14 protein-coding genes are annotated in these 19,142 nt (G+C 48.0%); 3 read left to right on the plus strand and 11 right to left on the minus strand.

Annotated elements, in window-relative coordinates; all coding sequences use genetic code 11:
- Positions 1 to 14: 14 nt before the first annotated feature.
- The 11 genes from V5T57_RS13070 to ndk form a co-directional block, all read right to left on the minus strand.
- Positions 15 to 1,133: an efflux RND transporter periplasmic adaptor subunit gene (locus V5T57_RS13070; RefSeq protein ID WP_332891672.1), complete on the minus strand. Its 1,119-nt coding sequence runs from the start codon at positions 1,131 to 1,133 to the stop codon at positions 15 to 17.
- Positions 1,134 to 1,242: 109 nt separating this feature from the next.
- The gene (locus tag V5T57_RS13075) at positions 1,243 to 1,683 is read right to left on the minus strand and encodes a MarR family winged helix-turn-helix transcriptional regulator (protein WP_332891673.1); all 441 of its coding nucleotides are present in this window, start codon (positions 1,681 to 1,683) and stop codon (positions 1,243 to 1,245) included.
- 134 nt (positions 1,684 to 1,817) lie between these two features.
- Complete coding sequence (locus V5T57_RS13080; RefSeq protein ID WP_332891674.1) at positions 1,818 to 4,379, minus strand: ATP-binding protein; 2,562 nt, start codon at positions 4,377 to 4,379, stop codon at positions 1,818 to 1,820.
- The gene (locus V5T57_RS13085; RefSeq protein ID WP_332891675.1) at positions 4,376 to 5,221 is read right to left on the minus strand and encodes a phosphate ABC transporter substrate-binding protein; all 846 of its coding nucleotides are present in this window, start codon (positions 5,219 to 5,221) and stop codon (positions 4,376 to 4,378) included. Before V5T57_RS13085 ends, V5T57_RS13080 begins: the two co-directional genes overlap by 4 nt.
- 257 nt (positions 5,222 to 5,478) lie before the next feature.
- Positions 5,479 to 5,814: a thiosulfate oxidation carrier complex protein SoxZ gene (gene soxZ / locus V5T57_RS13090; protein WP_332891676.1), complete on the minus strand. Its 336-nt coding sequence runs from the start codon at positions 5,812 to 5,814 to the stop codon at positions 5,479 to 5,481.
- A gap of 55 nt (positions 5,815 to 5,869) precedes the next feature.
- Positions 5,870 to 6,346 (minus strand): thiosulfate oxidation carrier protein SoxY, encoded by a 477-nt coding sequence (locus V5T57_RS13095; RefSeq protein WP_332891677.1) that lies wholly within the window; start codon positions 6,344 to 6,346, stop codon positions 5,870 to 5,872.
- Between the two features lie 347 nt (positions 6,347 to 6,693).
- On the minus strand, positions 6,694 to 7,974 hold the full coding sequence (locus tag V5T57_RS13100) for an FCSD flavin-binding domain-containing protein (RefSeq protein WP_332891678.1): 1,281 nt from the start codon (positions 7,972 to 7,974) through the stop codon (positions 6,694 to 6,696).
- A gap of 22 nt (positions 7,975 to 7,996) precedes the next feature.
- Positions 7,997 to 8,638, minus strand: coding sequence for a c-type cytochrome (locus tag V5T57_RS13105; RefSeq protein ID WP_332891679.1), 642 nt, complete (start codon positions 8,636 to 8,638; stop codon positions 7,997 to 7,999).
- A 140-nt stretch (positions 8,639 to 8,778) separates the two neighbouring features.
- Complete coding sequence (locus tag V5T57_RS13110; RefSeq protein ID WP_332891680.1) at positions 8,779 to 9,357, minus strand: DUF302 domain-containing protein; 579 nt, start codon at positions 9,355 to 9,357, stop codon at positions 8,779 to 8,781.
- A gap of 473 nt (positions 9,358 to 9,830) precedes the next feature.
- Positions 9,831 to 10,901 (minus strand): dual-specificity RNA methyltransferase RlmN, encoded by a 1,071-nt coding sequence (rlmN, locus tag V5T57_RS13115; protein WP_332891681.1) that lies wholly within the window; start codon positions 10,899 to 10,901, stop codon positions 9,831 to 9,833.
- Between the two features lie 156 nt (positions 10,902 to 11,057).
- Complete coding sequence (gene ndk / locus V5T57_RS13120) at positions 11,058 to 11,483, minus strand: nucleoside-diphosphate kinase (protein WP_332891682.1); 426 nt, start codon at positions 11,481 to 11,483, stop codon at positions 11,058 to 11,060.
- A 370-nt stretch (positions 11,484 to 11,853) separates the two neighbouring features.
- Here ndk and V5T57_RS13125 point away from each other — a divergent pair, with 370 nt between their 5' ends.
- From V5T57_RS13125 to V5T57_RS13135, 3 genes are all read left to right on the plus strand, one after another.
- Positions 11,854 to 12,684: a hypothetical protein gene (locus tag V5T57_RS13125; protein ID WP_332891683.1), complete on the plus strand. Its 831-nt coding sequence runs from the start codon at positions 11,854 to 11,856 to the stop codon at positions 12,682 to 12,684.
- Positions 12,685 to 13,184: 500 nt separating this feature from the next.
- Positions 13,185 to 14,486, plus strand: coding sequence for a TolC family protein (locus tag V5T57_RS13130; RefSeq protein WP_332891684.1), 1,302 nt, complete (start codon positions 13,185 to 13,187; stop codon positions 14,484 to 14,486).
- A gap of 339 nt (positions 14,487 to 14,825) precedes the next feature.
- A partial coding sequence (locus tag V5T57_RS13135; RefSeq protein WP_442918212.1) for a beta strand repeat-containing protein occupies positions 14,826 to 19,142 on the plus strand: 4,317 nt, incomplete at its 3' end.

The raw sequence follows: 19,142 nt of genomic DNA on the forward strand, positions 1-19,142 counted from the left end.
GTTTTCTCCTGTGCTTAGTTAAAGCGTTTTGGGCCTTGCCCTAAGAGCGTTACCTTTTGACCCTCACTCAGGTAAGCCACACCGGCTGTGGCGATAATTTCACCACTGCTCAAGCCTTGGGAGATATAGACTTCATTGTTAAGTACACTTTCTGTCTGAACTTTGCGCTTGTTGACCGTTTGGCTTTTAGGGTTGTAAACAAAAACAAAGACCTGCTGTTTATGGCCTGCGAGTAGGGCGCTTGGTGGAACAAGCAGAACAGGGCCCGTATAGCCCGTTCGACCACGGCCTTTAAAGGTAAAATCGACCTCGGTGCTCATGCCTGAGCGCAGCCCTTTATGCTGCTCTTCAAGAAACAGAGTCACAGGGAAGGCGTTGGCTGTTTCTGCCCGGCTACCAATTTCTGAAATACGTGCGGTGCGTTTAAGATCGGGTAGAGCTGGAAAGGTCGCTTGAAAACCGCGAGTTTTATCCAGCTGGCCAATGAGGGTCTCAGGGACCATGACCGCAATTTCAAGCCCTTGCTTGCCTTCAATTTCAAAGCAAGGGGCGCTGGAGACAATGCGTTGAGAAGGCTCAACAAACCGTGCCGTAATCCGACCATCGTACGGGGCGCGAAGAACCGTATCCATCAGTGTTTTATTGGCCAGATCAAGTTGGGCTTGAGCAATTTTTACAGCACTTAATGCGCTATCCAGTGAGGCTTTGGCATCATCAAAGGCGGCTTGGGCCACCCAGCCTTTTTTAAACAGGTTTGATTGCCGTTTAAAATGGTTCTTAGCTTCCGTTAGGGACGCTTGAGCTTCTTGTAGTTGCCCCTTAACAGCCTCTACATTAAGGCGGTAGCTCTTGGTGTCCAGCCGAGCCAGCTCCTGCCCCGCTTTGACGGAGTCTCCTAAGGTGACTTTTACGGCACTGACACGACCACTGATATCAAAACTCAATTTGGCGGTTTCTGCAGGTTTCATTAATCCAGAAATTCGTCTGACTTGGGCAAAGTCTCGTCCTTCAACCTTAATCCACGCAATGGGGCGGGGGGCCAGCTCTTTAACCTGTTTTTGCTCCTGACAGCCAAGCAAAACAGAGGAGAATAGGAGAATGCTGGATATAACAAATGGTCGTGGATTGATCATGACCCGCTCCATTAGGCTAGCGTCAGAGTTTAAGCTCTGGGGGTTACAAGTTTGGATGCCACCACCCGCTTAGGGTTCACTATTGGTGATGGCGTATTTGGTTATACGGCTACTCTTCTAGTACATCACGGCAGCGCTGCAACATGCTTAATGCCTCTTCATAGCTCAGGGGGTAGACCGCTTGTCGTAACTTGCTTTCTACCTCATCACAGATTGAGAAGGCTTGGGTTAACACCGCTTTGCCTTGTTCTGTCAGCTCTACTCGTAGAATACGTCCATGTTCTGGGTGGGGGTGACGGGCGATATAGCCTGCTTTCTCCAAGTTAACCAAAATACCTTGCATGGACTGCGGTGTCACAAAGGTATCTCTGGCAAGTTGAGCATTGGATAGTCCTGGAGAAAAATCCAAAAAGGCCAAAGCACCAAATTGCGGTACCGTTAAGCCTAGGGGGCGCAGTTGGCGATCAAGTTTTTTACGCAAAGCATGCTGTGCTTGCTTAAGGGTATAGTTTAAATAGCGATGTGGCGCATGCGGGTGTTCCTTATTCATACTGGCTTCCCTTCTTCTTGTTAGGACCCTGATAATATATCAGGGTCCTGATAAAGGAAACATCTTTTTATGTTCAAGGGTGTTCCATCATGGTTGTGGGTGCTGAGATATTGGAAAAAAAGGGTATTTTCTCTTTATGTAGAGGAGATGTTGTCACGGATAAAGGTGTTAAGAAAGGCTAGAATTTCCTGTTTTTTAATAGGTTTGGTGATATGGCCATTACACCCTGCATCAAGACTGTGCTCAATCGCTTCTGTAAAAGCATGTGCTGAGAGGGCAAAAATAGGGGTGGCTTCTCTGCCCTGTTCACGCTCCCAATCACGAATTTCACGGGTTGCAGTTAGCCCATCCATATTTGGCATTTGAATGTCCATAAAGATGAGATCAAAGGGGTTTTCACGCACTTGGTTAACCGCATCAATACCATCTAAGGCGACGCTGATAGCATGAGGGGTTTGTTTTAAGTAGGCCTTAATCAAGGTAATGTTATCTTGCGCATCTTCTACAAATAAAATTTTAAGCTTTTTAGACAGGTTTACGTCTACGGCTGGTTGGGTGCTCTGTTGTTGGGTAAGGTTATGTTTTTCTTTCGCTACTTCTAAGGGGATTTCAAAATGAAAATGGCTGCCTTCCCCTTCTTGACTTTCCACCCATATTTTTCCATGCATTTTTTCAATGATATGCTGACTGATGGAAAGCCCTAAGCCTGTCCCACCAAATTTACGCGTAATGCTGGAGTCTGCTTGGGTGAAAGGTTGAAAAATAGCCGCAATTTTCTCCTGAGGTATGCCAATGCCTGAATCGTGTACTGAAAAGCGAATGCTCTCTTTTCCTGAAAGGGTTGATTGAATAACAATCCGACCTTTGTCCGTAAATTTTAAGGCATTCCCCACAAGGTTAATAAGCACCTGTCGTAAACGGTCTGGATCACACCAAATGCAGCTGGGCACTGTATCGCCATGCTTGAGAATAAGGGAAATTCCTTTTTCTTGGCATGCGGTCATAAAAATATGCTCAATTTCATGGAGTATTTTCTCCGGGTAGCCCGCACATTTACGAATGTGCATCTCTCCCGCTTCAATTTTGCTCAGATCCAGGACATCATTAATCAGAGAGAGTAGCCCTTCCCCCGCGCTTTGAGCCACCTGTAGATAACGTTTGCGCTTAGGATCTTCTTCATCTTCAAGTAGCAGCTCACCCATACCAATGATCACATTCATTGGGGTGCGTATCTCATGGCTCATATTGGCCAAAAATTCGCTTTTTGAATGGTTGGCAATCTCAGCTTTTGTTCGGGCTTGGGAAAGTTCCTGTTGCCGGTCACGTAAGGCTATACCCATACTCAGAACACGAATCACTTGATCTAAAAATAGTCGCTCTTCTTTGGTTGGTTTAAAGCCTTGAGGCAAATAAAGATTAAGCAAGCCTCTAAGCTTTTGATTTAACAAAATGGGTAATATTAAATGGCCGTGGTCTGCCATGCCTTCATAGTAGATGGTGTGGTTGTGGTCGATACCACTACTGTAAATGGGGCTCTCTTGTAAGGCGGCTTGACCACAGAGGCATTGGCCTAAATCGAGTTGTTGGCAGTGTGCCACGATATAGGGGTCTAATCTCCAGGATGCTGCCATTTTTAATGTTGTGGTACCCTCTTTCTCCTCTGTTAAAAAAACAGAGCCACGGGGTTCTTCTTTTAGCCACCTTAAATAGCCAAACAGTTGAGCCAAACTGGTTTCTAAAAATGAACTGTGGTCACTTTGTCCCAAAGCGATAATAAGGATTTTGCTAAGTACGCGAGACTCTTCAGCTTTTTGTTCTGCTTCTTCATTGGCCTGTTGCAAAGCTTGTTCAACGAGCCTTCTTTCTTCGATCTCCCGTCGGAGCTCATCTCGTGAAACCGTTGTTTTTTCAAGTTTGGCCAATGTTTCGTTAATTCCACGGCTCAGGATAGAAATCTCAGAATAACCTTCCGTGGGTAGTTCGCGCCCCCAAGGGTTAGGGGATGTCAGTAAGTTCTGAAAAAAATGGGTTAGTCTGGAGAGGGGTCGATTAAGTTTAAATTCCATAATCGCCAAAGTAATAAGCACTGTGGCAATGAGAATCGCAGCTAATAGAATCAACGTTTGAGATAAATTTTCAGATAGCATCGTCAAACGACGCATCTCCATTGAAGCCAAGGCTTTAATTTGGCCCGAGAGTATATCCAGATGACGGTTATAATTACTCACAACAACTTGTAGTTCTGAAATTTTGGAAGGGTCCTTTTCGACACCTTCAACGTAAGCTGCAGAAATTGACAGAACTTTAACCAAAAAACTTCGATATTGAGTACGTATGGCAGACCATGTTTGGCGTAAATCCTTACGTAAAGCCAAGCTTTCTGTAACCTTGGGCAGCCCCTTGTCGAGGTTGGTATCCATATAAATTAATAAACGGTTTACTTGGTTCGCATCTCTCGCTGCATCCAGCAGTAGGAGCTCGTTATTAAGAAGCATGCTTTGCATCGCAAGGTTCTCGGTGCTATTAACCAAATTTCGTATTTCGCTTATCTCTTCATGGATATGTAATGCATGACTGGTCAAACGCCCCATTTCTTGAGACCATTTTTGATACATCTGATAGCTAAGGCCAGTCACAACCAGTACCGTCACCAGCAACAGGGTAAAGCTAAGGTGTAAAGCTCGGCGTATGGTCATGGGAATGACCCCTTCGCGGGGGACTCTTCGGGCGCTGAGGTTAGAAAGGCATGTTCAAGAACCAATTTTCGCCGCTCTGGTGTTTGCATATAATTTAAAAAGCTTTGAGCTTTTTTTGAGGGTTCGCCCAGTGTAATTAAATTTAATTTGCGGCTGTAAGGGTAGGCGCCATTTTGAAGGTTATTAACAGAGGGTACGTGGTTATCAATGGTAAGCATGCGTATGTTAAGCCCTCTATCCATGGCAATAATTGCTGAACCTATGGATACATAGCCAATGGCATAAGGGTCTGTACCAACAAGTACGAGCCCTTCCGTATTGGAGCCGACCTGGTAGGTATCTGAAGAGAGTTTTTGCAACCCCATAAACGAATCGAATAATTTACGTGTGGAGCGCCCAGTACGTTTGGCAATTCTTTGAATCGTTCCTGCTTTTCCGCCGACCTCCTGCCAGTTTTGAATGTCTCCTTCAAAAATACGCTTAATTTGCTCTTTAGAGAGTTCATTGATCTCTTGAAATTTATTAATAATGACAACAATGGCATCATGTCCAATGGTCAATGTCTGTAGCCCAGCCTGACGTTCTTTGTCGGTCAGAGATCGTGAAACCATGCCAATATCTACATGACGGTTTAGGGTCTGCTGTACGCCAATAGAGGAGCCTCCTCCATAGACATGAATATTCATACTGTATTCTTCAGAGAACTGGCGTGCTGCGGCTTTTACAACGGGCAAAATAGTGCTAGACCCTGAAATACGCAGGGGTAAGGATTGTGAAAAAGCTGCTGTACACACGCAGAACGTGCTGAGACAGCATATGATGCGTAGCCATCTGAGATCCATGCATACCCCATGAACTGTATAAAGGTGCCCTTTTTGTTAGATTTTTTAGTTTAACGTATCTGTAGGGTTGGGTGTATCTGATAATGCTCAAGAAAGTGTGTAATTTAGAGGATTTATTAAGGAGATAAGTCCGGCACATTTAAATAAGAAGAGAGGAGGGGAGATGAAAAGAAGATTTTCAGGGGAAGAACAGTACAATATAAGCATGAAAAAAGCCGCCCTAAGGCGGCTTTTAACAGAACATCCAAACCTGATCGTTAAGCGACTTTCAGGTTGAATTTTCCAGTCCAGGACTCACCCTTATTATCGGTCCAGGTTACTTCAACAGGACCGGCTTTGGTTGCTTTCATTTTAAAAGCATAGAAGGGGTTCTTGGAAACGCCACCAGTCCAGTCAGCTGAAATGATTTTGTTGCCCAGGTACGTTACTTCTACCTTAGCCACATGGTGCGCTGCTACCGTTTCACCAGTTGAGCGGTTCTTACGGAAACCAGATTCCATAGGGTGCTTGATCAAGGTTTTGATCTCTACAGTAGAGCCAGCTGCTACGGGCTTACGGGGACCACGAACCTTGGGTTTGCCGATCTTAGCCATGTTCACTCTTCCTCATCTAAACGTTGGCACGTGTGTGTGGGGGGGCAGACAGGAATTAACCTGCGCAACCGCCTTCAGCCACGTTGATCTTCTTAACAGCGGCATACAGCTTGCCGGTGTTGGACTTGGCAATAACCCGCAAAGGTGATGTCTTCGCCATTTTAATGCGGATTTCAAACTCGACCAGACCAACTTCTGGTTTGAAGTCAAAGGTACCAATGAAAGGGGCAGGGTTGTTATCAACAAAAATACCCACGGTCTCAATGTAGTTGCCAGGCTCCATAGCATGATCAACTTTAATCGGCACACGAACCAGGGATCCGTTTTCAGCAGTATCGGGCGAACCCAAAGTAACTTTACCTTCCATCACATCACTGCTGCCCATGTGCTCCTTAATGGAGGCCATGACATCACCAGCAGCCCAAGAGGCGCTAGGCATGGCAGAAACAGCAGCAGCACCCAGGCCAACAGCACCTGCGGTACGGAAGAAACCACGACGGCTTACGCCCATTTTTCCCTCCTCGGTTCCCATAAACGGATCTCCTAATCATTCGATCTCTTAAACAGACCTTTTCGAAAAAGGCCTCGTGAATACACTTGAAACCACCCAAAGAGATTACCAAACCGCAACCGGGCTCTCAAGCATGATCCACCTGTTTTCTCCATTCCTGAATGAATATTTTGTAAAATTGACAGTACAGTGACAATAACGCGACGGACATGTGCTAAGTGTGATCTATGCCATGAAAATAGCTGTGGAATATTTACTTAAAAACAGAGTGGGTTTGTGAGAATAAAACAGAAAGTATAAAGGCGTTGGGTATAAAAAAAGCGGAGTCCCGAAGGACTCCGCTTTTACAACCAGCAAAGCAAGCTTGCTTAGCCGAAGGTATCGCGCATAATGCTCTGATACCATGACTCAGCATAGTAAGCTTCTTGCTTACGGAAAGCCTTAGAGGCTTTACCGGGGGAGAGACCCTTGGATTTACCAATGATCTTGCCATCCTTATAAGCTTTAACAACAGCCACAGAGATGCCGTACTCAGGAGAGAGCAGGCTGTAGCAGGTGTTAACATAAGAAGGCATGGGTGCAGGCTTGCCCTGGAATGCAGCAAGAATAGCCGCAGCAGCAACTTTAGCCTCGGAGTTCGCAGCGTAACCGGACTTAGGCAGACCGGAAGCGATGCTGGAGTCACCAATGACATAGACGTCCTTGGCAATCTTAGACTCGAAAGTCTTCAGATCAACAGGGCACCAGCCAGACTTGTCAGTCAGACCAGATTTAGCTGCAATGGCGCCGGCTTTCATGGGAGGAATGATGTTCACGCAAGAGCTTTGGAACTCATCCATATCGGTGAAGACAGTCCCAGTCTTGGGATCTACCTTGGTTACCTTACCACCCTCACCACCGGGTACCCACTCAATGTACTTGGGCTCGTAACCGAGTTCTTTCCAGCCACCACGGAACAGGCCGAACTTAGAGAACTTATCTTTAGGATCAAGGATAAGAACTTTTGAGTTAGGCTTGTTCTTCCGCAGGTAATGAGCAACCAAAGAAGCACGCTCATATGGCCCAGGAGGGCAGCGGAAAGGGTTGGTTGGGGGAACCAGGATGAAGGGCTCGCCATCTTTCATAGCGTGCAACTTATCACGCAGCAAAGTGGTCTGAGGACCAGCTTTCCATGCGTGAGGCATCATGGTCTCGGAAACTTCTTTGGTCAGACCCTCAATGGCGTCATATTTGAAATCAACACCGGGGGACAGGACCAACTTGTCGTACTTGAACTTTCCACCTTTGGTGGAAACGGTCTTAGAGCCAGCATCAATGCCGGTGACCATATCGATCACAACATTTACGCCATGCTTTTTCAGACCTTCATAACCCCATTTCTGAACTTCCAGATCACGCATACCAGCGATCACAGGGTTGGACAGAGGGCAGGAGTAGTAGTACTTGTTCTGCTCGATCAAGGTCACTTTGACCATAGGATCGGCCATACGGATGTATTTGGCGGCAACAGCACCACCATAACCACCACCTACAACGATCACATGTTTACCATGGTGACCAGCAATGGCAGGAGCAGCTACACCCGCAGCACCGACGGCGGCAGTCGCACCAGTTGCTTTAATAAAATGACGACGTGTCAGCTTGGACATACTTAAGTCTCCTCTTCCCCGCTTATTTCTGGCTTGCGTAGAAATGGGCAATGGCCTCGAGCTCTTCCAGAGAAGCTTTTTTCATACGCTTCTTCATCTTCTTGGGCTGAGGAACCTTAATGTCAGAATTTTTGTAATCCTGCATTTTGATCAGCAGGTAATCCTGCCATTGACCCGCCACGCGAGGCATGTCGTCTTCGGTGCTACGACCGTTGTCTTCATGGCACTTGCCGCATTTGAAGGACTTGTGCAACTTCGCACCCTTAGCTGCCAGCGCGTCATCCACCTTGGTGTAGGGGGTGCCGGTTTTCATGCTGAGCATGGGGTTGTCGATGTTGTTGGCCCATTTTTTAGCGCTTAGGTATTTAGCAATGGCCATGATCTCTTCATTGCTGTAACCCTTAGCGATACGATCCATAATGGTCGCAGGGCGCTCACCGGATTTGTACTCTTGCATCATTTGAACTAAATGAGCAGCGGGCTGACCAGCAATGGTAGGCATAGCAGGACCAACGGCAACACCGTTGGTACCATGACAACCAGCGCAGGTATCAGCCAGAGCAGAAGCAGGAATCATATCAGCGCGAGCATCCGCGCTCATCATCATCCCACCTGTTACCATGGCTGCCGCCAAGAGCAGTGTCTTGATCTTGTTATGTTGCATCTATCCCTCTCCTCCCGTACAGGAATGGCTAGGTAGGCCCTTATTGGCGGGCCAAGTTTATATCGACCCCTTTTGAAGGGTGTCGACGTGTAAAAAAACTGCTGGAAACAGTATTCCAACCAAAATAAAGCCGGGGTGGCTTAAAACTCCCCTTGTGCCGCCCCTTGCATGATCTCCTGAAGTACGCCGCTCACACGCATAGCTTCTTTTTTCAGCTCTGCGGGTAGCTCACGTCCACCATAGATCATCATGTCCAGATTCATGGAGTAAAGGCGGATCTTACCGTCCTTACCTTCAACTACAGAAATCCGGCAAGGCATAAAACCGGTATATTCATCCCGGTAATCTGCCATCATCTTACCTACACGTGCGTCACAAAATGACATGAATGAAACGTGACGGTAAGGTTTACCTGTGACCGCTTGAACCTGTTTGTAGAAGGGTGCTTCCCCAACAAACAAGAAGTTGCGTGCCGCAGCTAAGCTTTTCAACGATTCTTTTACATCTTCAACCGTGATGTCCTCTTCCACTTCCACCATCCACATCATGGCAACGCCAGGATCTTTGGACTCAAGAAGGTCAGAAGCAAACTTCATGTACATTTGCTGATAGCCGGGATCAAACTCGGCCAGATCAGGTGCAATTTTGGCGTAGCCGTAGAGACCACCCGCTACGGCGACGGCTCCAATGAGAGCCAACAGGTTACGCAAGAATCCCATGGATAGACTCCATCCTTACAAAATTAAGAGGGTATACCTGCCGCCCCCCCGACGGCACCTGAACAATACGATACACCTTGTTCGAAAAGGTGTCGCACATTAACCTTCCTCTATATAAGGAAAACCTTATTATGGAAGGAAAAATCGATTTATCTTGTCCTTTTTAAATGGGGATTGCAAGCGCAATTTCATAATAATTATATACCCCATTTCACAAATCAACGAATGTGCATATAAAATATACTTTCTCTAGGAATTCCCATAAATTACAGGGCTATAGGCGGTGGCAAAGCGGCGGATGACTATCGAAGCAAAAGTGGCTAGACATGACGTATGGGCAGGGCGCATGTTTGGTTGTTTAAAGTTATATATTTAACTATAAAAAACAACTCAGTAGTTATACGCAGATCTTTATGTGAGGGACTGTTTCTGGCCTTTGGATTTTAGCTAGGTAGGATGTCGGATTTATGAAGTTAGACGTCTTTAGGTGCTCTTTCACGGGTGCCGATTACGGCACCTTTTAGCTGACCACACGCGGCATCAATATCTTCTCCGCGTCGGTCCCGAACTACGGTCACGTAACCTGCGTCGCACAAAATTTTCTGGAAAGCCCGTATACGTGGCATGGCGCTAGGCTGATAGGGTACGTTGGGCCATGGGTTGAATGGAATCAAATTGATCTTAGAAGGAATGTCCTTCAGAAACGTGGCCATAAGGCGGGCGTCTTCATCGGAGTCATTAACCCCTGCAAGCATAACATACTCCCACGTGACACGGCGTCCGGATTTTAATGGGTAGCGTAATGTGGATTCACGTAACGCTTGCAGGTTGTACTTTTTATTTAAAGGGACCAGTTCATCACGAAGCTCATCCCGCACAGCATGCAGGGATACAGCAAGGTTAACGCCCAATTCATAACCGGCCTGTTCCATCTTCGGAAGTAAGCCTGCGGTGCTTAGTGTCACTTTGCGCGTGCCAAATCCTAACCCTGAATCTTCAAGAAGAATTAAAACAGCATCGTGCACTGCACTGTAGTTGTATAAGGGTTCACCCATGCCCATTAAAACAATGTTGGTGACCCGTTTTTCACGTTTGTTTAATTCAGTACGGGCAAAAAGAACCTGTTGAACAATTTCAGATGTCGTCAGGTTTCGAGCAAAACCCTGGGCGCCGGTGTGACAAAAAGGGCAGCTAAGGGTGCAGCCGACCTGAGAAGAGATACATAAAGTCCCACGTCCATCTTCTGGAATATATACAGTTTCAATCTGTTGCCCATCTGCCATGCGTAACAGCCACTTTTCTGTTCCATCCTCACTCACCTGATGTTGAGAGACAGCTGGGCGCAGAGGGCTGGCAACTTCAGATAGCTTGGCTCTAAAGTCTTTAGAGAGGTCGCTCATCTGGTCAATCTCTTCAGCTAATTTTACATAGAGCCAAGACCAGAGCTGTTTGACACGAAAAGGCTTTTCCCCCCACTGCTCAACAATTAACTGGGTTAGGTTCTCACGTGTTAATCCCGTTAAATCTATAGAGGGGGTAGGCATTAGATGTTCTCTTATCGGTCCATGGTTGGGGGGAAGGGGCGTTTGATGAGGAGTGTGGGGATTGGTCGGGTGGAGCTCTTTCAACAAAGAGGCAACCTTTTTTGGGTAAAGCCAGCAGCCTCAATAATTGAGGCTACTGGCTTTAAGCCTCGCATCTTAGCGGTCACACAACTCGGTGCCACTGAAGAAGTATGCCATTTCCTGCGCAGCTGTCTCGGGGGCATCAGAACCATGCACGGCATTGGCATCAATGCTTTCAGCAAAATCAGCACGAATGGTTCCGGCAGCAGCTTCTTTAGGGTTGGTTGCACCCATGACTTCGCGGTTCTTAAGAATCGCACCTTCACCTTCAAGTACCTGTACAACCACTGGGCCTGAGCTCATGTATGCACAAAGATCATTATAGAAGGGGCGCTCTTTGTGTACTTCATAAAACTTGCCAGCAACAGCAGGGGTCATACGGATCATCTTAGCCGCAACAATACGCAAGCCAGCTTTTTCAAAACGGGATTGGATCTCACCAATTACATTTTTAGCAACAGCGTCGGGCTTGATGATGGAAAAAGTACGTTCAATGGCCATGGGGTTTCTCCTCTTAAGCGTGCCTGAAAGGCGTTTATGGGGTGTATGTCACAGTCCTCATGTTTTTGCTAGAGGAGTGTGATGCAGCATCTTACGGTATAAAACACGCTCAACAAGTTAAGATGACAAGGGAAATGTCTGGCAATAATCCCCGAAAATCTGACTTGGTTTTGGTGCCTCTACCGGTGGTTGCTATGCAGAGTGTGGCGAGGGTAGCAATTGGTTGGTGGGTTGCCAAGCTCTTTATCCTCTAAAATTGGCCTTTATTGTAAAAAAAGCTAAGAGGCTCTGTTTTGGAACCTGACTTGCTTGTAATGACAGCTGGCTGAAACTTACCTGAAATGAACCATTTCTGTTTGGAATGTGACCCATGCTTAACATGCTGAAAATATGTACTTCTGCATTTGCCTATATGTTGATCTCACTTTTGGGTAGTCAATCTGTTGTCGCTGCCCCTGTTTGGTTTGGGGGAACTTTTACGGGTGATATTGTGATGTACAATCCGGAAAAACCGGATCAAATCGCTAAAGGTAAGCTTTTTGTGGGTCAGATGAAGCTTCGTGCAGAGGGGACGGTTGGTGAGCAAACCCGAGCACTGATTATGGATATGGAGAAAGGGCAGGTTTGGACCCTCGATCCTGATAAAAAACGCTACCATGATGGTCCTGGCCGTGCTCCCATGCCACCTATGCCCGATTTAACGATACTTCCGAGTGATGATGATCATCCTATGTGTGGTAAAGACAAGCCCGCGCAGTGCTTGTTAAAAGGTGAAGTTGAATTAGATGGCGTTAATGCCCATTTATGGGAAATTTCCATGAAGCAGCGTGGGCGCGTCGTTCTGATGCAGCTGTGGGTGGATCCTAAGCGTCGTGTGGTTTTAAAATATGCTTTTGATAAAGGGCCGACCTTACACCGTAAATTGGTTGAGGTTCGTCATGTACAGGGGCGTGCGACCGAAAAGTGGGTTTTTACCGAGCAGATGGGGCGTAAAAAAAGGGTGAGTGAACAGTGGGTCGATGCCAAGCTCTACCTCCCCGTGCGTATGGTGCAAAACGGGCAGATTACCGCAGAAATTAAAAACATTAAGGAAATGATTCCTAACGCAAATCAATTTTTGTTGCCAGAAGATTATAAGCGGGTGGTGGCCAAGCCTAAAGGGCGCAACCCAAAGCAAGATAAGGCAATGAAGTTTCATTAACGTAACCTATGATATGGTTCGAAGAGTGTTATACGAACCATACTTAGTAAGTAGATTGCTTTTATGTAGAAAAAAAAATGGCTTTCGTAGAGAGTGTGAGCGGATTTAGGTGGATTACTCTTGTTCGAAAGACGATACGATTATATCGGGCTGCTTAAGCTGACGGTGGGTAGGTTGACGGTGCCGCAAAATCGGACCAATTTTTTATATGTGCGGCTGATTTGAAACTCATTTGGATTCATCTTGTTATGCAGAATGGGGCCGAGGGGGTGGAGCATGCTGGAATAAGCTATTTTTGTGAGTGGTGTGATAATGCCGCTTGCTGTTGAAAAATAAAAGAATCTTTAGGGCGACAAGGGATGGGTCTTTCCTGCAAATTTATATGGATTGACCTTTGCAGCCGCTTTTGTTACCAAGTTAGGGTTGCGCAAATTGGCCACGAGCCGGATTAGACCATTGCCAAATGGCACTGAGAAATCACGAAAAAAAAGGTCTGTACCATGCTTTTCAAACGTTTTGTTAAACACGCTGTCGTCGTCGGCGTCGCATCAGCCTCTATGGTTGGGGTGGCGCAGGCCAACGATCTGCCTGAGCTTTTACGCGGGCTGATCCAAACCAATGCGGAAGTTAAGGCCGCAGCCGCCAACCGAGATGGTGCTCAGAGTGATCTGCGTTCATCCAAGGGAGACTGGTTCCCCACCGTCACACTGAACGGTAAAATGGGCCATGAAGGTACGAACTTCGGTGCTACACCGAGTACGGGCGCCAAATCCAGTCAGTGGAAGTTCAGCTTTGAACAGAAGCTGTGGGATTTTGGTAAGACACAAGCAGATATCAGTGCTTCTCGTTCAGATGCAAGTAAGAAGAATATTGCACTGGAAGAGAAAGTGCAGACTGTTCTGCGTAGCGGGGCCAACGCTTATGTAGAGCTGGTCGCGGCTTATACTGTGCTTGAAAATACCAAGTCTATTGAGCAGCGCGTTAAAGATCAGACATCTTCCGAAATGCAGCGTCTTTCTGCTGGCGGTGGCCTGCGTAAAGATGTCTTGCAAAGTGAAGCTGCACTGAGCCGTGCTAAGGAAAAGCGTCTGAAGGCTGAACTTAAACTGTCGCGTGCTCTTAATGAGTACCGTCGCTGGTTTAATGTTGTGCCTGAGAACCTCGCTTCTCTCAAGCCTGTCCAAATCACAGCAGAAATTCCTGCCATGGAAGATATGCTCAGTGGTTTGACCAGCAGCAACTTAACCCTCAAAAAGAGCGCTAAAAATGTAGAGAAGGCCAAATATGACCTTAAATCTACCCGCTCTGATGGTTATTTTCCTGAGCTCAAGCTGACCGGCAGCTATACCTTCCAAAATGACATGGGCGGTACCGCTGGTGCAGATGAGGACACCTCATTCCTAGTTGAAATGGATATGCCATTCAACCTAGGTCTTGCGGCTGTTCATGATGTGAACTCTGCCCGCTCAGCTCTGGTTGCCCAGCAAGAGACGCTGGATAATGCCCAGGACAAAGTGGAAAAAGTTCTGCGCAATGTCTACCAAAAGCTTATTACCCACCAAGAGCTTGTTAGCCGCTATGAAGAGAGTGTGCGTTTGAATGAGCACTTCTTGATGCTGGCCCGCAAAGAGCGGAAGCTTGGTGGTGGTCGCTTAAGCTCTCTTCTCGATATCCTCAATGCCGAGCGTAAAGTGATTGATGCAAATTCGGATTTGCAAGAATCCAAAGCTGAAGTTGCCATGGCAAAAATTGAGTTATTGGAGATTGTGGGGCAACTCACACCAGATCTGTTTACGCACTAAACAGAAAACGCGCAAAAAAAGCATGTACAGCCTCGCCCTTGGGCACATTTGTGTCCAAGGGCTCTTTGTGGCATGCAACAAATGCGCGGCACAAGTGACATAGTTTAGGGATGATCACAAGGCCGGTACTTAAACAGGCTAAATTAATTGCGATTATCTTTAAGAGATGACAGCCGAGCACAACGGGAATAGGGGTCTGTTGTTAAGACCCCAATATAGGACTCACAAAATAAGAGTCCATTTTTAAGCAAGGCCGTCATGGCCAGCTAGACATCAAATTCTATCGTCTATCATCATCGACGATTGATACCGGTAACATGGTTCAGGGGGCTCCTGATTATGAGCGAACAGACTGGGCAGAACGATATGGCTAACAACGAAGGTGAAATCCTTCTAGCTCAAGCTAATACACTTAACCCAGGTTCTACTGCTGGCAATTCGCCTGGGCAGCAGGGCAGCGCAGGGCAGAGTAGTGGAGTCCCTAACCCTGACGGAGCGGTGCAGCCAGGACAGCCAGGACAGCCAGGCGGAAACCAGCCAGGTAACCAAGGGCAAGGCCAAGGGGAGGGGAGTACTAACCCCAATGCCCTAGGTGCAAATGCACAGGGTAATGCGCTTGGCAAAGGTAAAAAGAAAACTGATGATGATGATGATGACCAGAACCTTCTTGGTGAAGGCGAAGGTGATGGCACAGGTGATGGAACCGGTGATGGTACTGTGGCTGGCCCCTCCACAGGTACTGATACAACGACCGGTACAGTAGCTGGCGAAGGTGCAGGCGACGACGGCACAGGTGATGATGCAGGCGACGACGGCACAGGTGATGACACACAAGGTGCTGGCGATGGCGGTGCTGGCGATGGCGGAGCTGGAGACGGCGGAGCTGGAGACGGCGGAGCTGGAGACGGCGGAGCTGGCGATGGCGGAGCTGGTGATGGCGGTGCTGGCGATGGCGGTGCTGGAGACGGCGGAGCTGGAGACGGCGGTGCTGGCGATGGCGGAGCTGGAGACGGCGGTGCTGGCGATGGCGGAGCTGGAGACGGCGGAGCTGGTGAAGTCCAGGGTGCTGGAGACGGCGGCACGGGAGAAAGCCAAGGTGCTGTTGATGATGCCGCTGGAGCAGCTGATGGTACGGATGCAGGTGCCGATACCGATGCAGGTGCCGATACCGATGATGCCGACGAAGATGACGCTGCCGACGAAGATGATGCTGCAGATGAAGATGATGCTGCAGGCACAGATGATATGGCAGATCTCAGCGATGTCTCTTCAGCTGGTGATACGGGCAGTACGGAAGGCTCCGGTAGTTTGGTTGAAGAGCAGGGTGACCAACCCAGTGAACTGGATGTTGTTTCCAGTGAAGCTGAAGATGCCGCTGCACTTGCAGATACGGGTGAAGAGGAAGAAGAAGAGCCAGCTGAAGAGGAAGAAGAAGACGATCCTCTTCCAACCACGCTTGATGTCTCCTCAAGTGGTGATCTGGCTGATATCGTTATCCCAAGCTATATCGACTATTTGAACCTTGCTGTGGGTGTTACGCTTACCACCAGCTATACCACGCTCAATACATCTGGTTTAATCGGCTTTACAGGCACATCTGATGTCACAGTAGCAACCAACACCGTAGATACAACAACCGGTGCTAAGGTTGTACTGACAGATACCGCCACAAACCTAAATGCCATTACAGATACTGAGTTACGTCAATGGGCGACCAATGGTGTTAATGCCATTGAAGTAACCGATGGTACTTTTGCCATTGATGAATACACCGCTGAGCTCTTTTTGCTGACGGTCTCAGGAACGGGTGCCGTTAGCATTTCTGATTCTTCTGATCCAGATAGCGCCACCTCCACACTCTATGGCACATCCGGTGACGATACCATCTCGGGTGATGCCGATGCCGATACCATCTATGGCCAAGCTGGTACGGATGTCCTCTCCGGTAATGCTGGTGCCGACATTATCTATGGTGGTGCAGGCAACGATACCATCAATGGTGGTGCAGGCAACGATACCATCTACGCGGGTGATGGCGTTGATATCCTCTATGGTGGTGATGGGGATGATACCTTTACGTTTTACACAGGTGATGTAGAAGCGGGTGAGGCAACCATTATTTATGGTGGTGATGCCAGCACAGACACCAGCACCACAGATACCATCTATATTGCCAGCAACAGTGTTGACTTCACTGGTGCGACGATCTCCGGTATTGAATACTTTAAAATTGAAGCTTCCCAGACGCTCATCATTGATAGTGATGAGATTGCTGGTGACAGCATTCAGATCCAAGATGGTGATTCTGGTACCGGAACACTGCAAATTGTTCTGCAAACAGATGGTGATGATAGCTCAAACCTTTCCAACATCACCCTGTTTACCGGCGGAAGCACAACCATCCAGTTCAGCGTAACCGCTAAAACGGATATCACAGGTTTGTCCCTGGATAGCACAAACAATGCTTATACCCTGACAAGCAGTGGTAGTGGCCAGTTGTTGCTGACCGATGATCAAGCCACCCAGTTTAGCAGCCTGACTTCTGATACAACCATTTATGGTATCAAAGATAGTGTTGCGACGATCACGTCGAACTCCAATAGTTTTGTTGCGGGTTCTGCAGATGTCAGCGTGACAGATGTGGTCACCATGGCTCAGCTCTCCGCCATTGACCAAATGACGACAGGTACCATTACCTATGGTACAGGTATCAAAGATACAGCCTCAGCTTTAGTCGCTAATACCAATAGCTATGTATCTGGTTCGTATGATGTATCGGTTACGGATGCGGGTACGGTTGCTGAACTTTCAGCCATTGATGCAGACACCACAGGTACGGTGACCTACGGTTTAGGTGTGAAGGATCAGGCCTCTGCTCTGGCTGCGAACACCAACAGCTATGTGACGGGTTCATATGATGTTTCAGTCACGGATGCGGGTACGGTCGCAGAACTCTCCGCCATTGATATAGACACGACAGGCACTGTGACTTATGGCCTTGGTGTGAAGGACCAGGCTTCAGCCCTGGCCGCCAACACCAATAGCTATGTGACCGGCTCTTATGATGTCTCCGTCACGGATAACGCTTCTATTGCTCAGCTCTCTACAATTGACGCTGCAACTTCAGGTACCGTGACCTATGGTGCTGGGGTTGAGGACAATATTGCGGCCGTGTTGGCCAACACCAACAGCTATGTCACAGGTAGTTACGACGTATCTATCACCGATGTTGTGACGATGGCAAACTTGTCAGCTGTTGATCAGATGACAAGTGGTACGGTGACCTATGGTGTTGGTGTAAAGGATAATGTTTCTGCCCTTACCGCGAATACCAATAGCTATGTGACGGGTTCTTACGATGTGTCGGTGACAGATCTGGTCACGGTCGCTCAACTATCCTCAATTGACTCGGCTACTTCCGGTACCATCACCTACGGTACGGGTTTAAAAGATTCAGCTTCAGCTTTGGTTTCAAACACCAATAGCTACCTGACCGGTGCTATTGATGTGACCGTTTCCGATATGGCAACGCTAGCTGAGATGTCCGCGATTGATGCCGCTACCACCGGTAGTGTGACCTTTACCAAAATTGCTGATTCAGCATCAAATCTGGTAGCAAATGTCTATAGTTATATCAGTGGTGCCGTTGATGTATCGGTCACGGATACAGCGACTGTTGCCCAGCTTTCAGCCATTGATAGTTATACAACAGGTACCGTGACATACGGTGCAGGTCTCAAAGATCAAGCTTCAGCACTGGCGAGCAATACCAATAGCTATGTGACCGGTTCTTATGATGTATCGGTTACGGATGCCGGTACAGTTGCAGAACTCTCCGCAATCGATACGGCTACGCTAGGTACGGTAACTTATGGTGTAGGTGTGAAGGATCAGGCCTCGGCACTGGCCGCCAACACCAACAGTTATGTGACGGGTTCATATGATGTGTCAGTAACCGATGCAGGTACGGTTGCAGAACTCTCATCCGTTGATGTCGCCACGACAGGAACCGTGACTTACGGGCTAGGCGTTAAGGATCAAGCCTCAGCCCTAGCAGCCAATACCAACAGCTATGTGACCGGCTCTTATGATGTATCGGTTACCGATGCAGGTACGGTTGCCGAGCTCTCTGCTGTCGAAACAGCCACCAGTGGTACCGTAACCTACGGTCTGGGTCTGAAAGATCAAGCCTCAGCACTGGCTGCGAACACCAACAGCTATGTAACGGGCTCTTACGATATCTCTGTGACAGATGCGGGTACGGTTGCAGAGCTCTCCGCTATTGAGACGGCCACCAGCGGGACGGTGACTTACGGTCTGGGTGTTAAAGACCAGGCCTCAGCTCTGGCGGCTAACACCAACAGCTATGTGACCGGTGCTTACGACATCTCGGTTACCGATGCCGGTACGGTTGCAGAACTCTCTGCCATTGAGACCGCGACGAGCGGTACGGTCACTTACGGCCTGGGTCTGAAAGATCAGGCCTCAGCTCTGGCCGCGAACACCAACAGCTACGTAACCGGCTCTTATGATGTATCGGTCACGGATGCGGGTACGGTTGCAGAACTTTCCGCCATTGACGTAGATACCACAGGCACTGTGACCTACGGCATGGGCCTGAAAGATCAAGCCTCAGCCCTGGCTGCGAATACCAAT

The organism is Magnetococcus sp. PR-3, assembly GCF_036689865.1.
Lineage (GTDB): Bacteria > Pseudomonadota > Magnetococcia > Magnetococcales > Magnetococcaceae > Magnetococcus.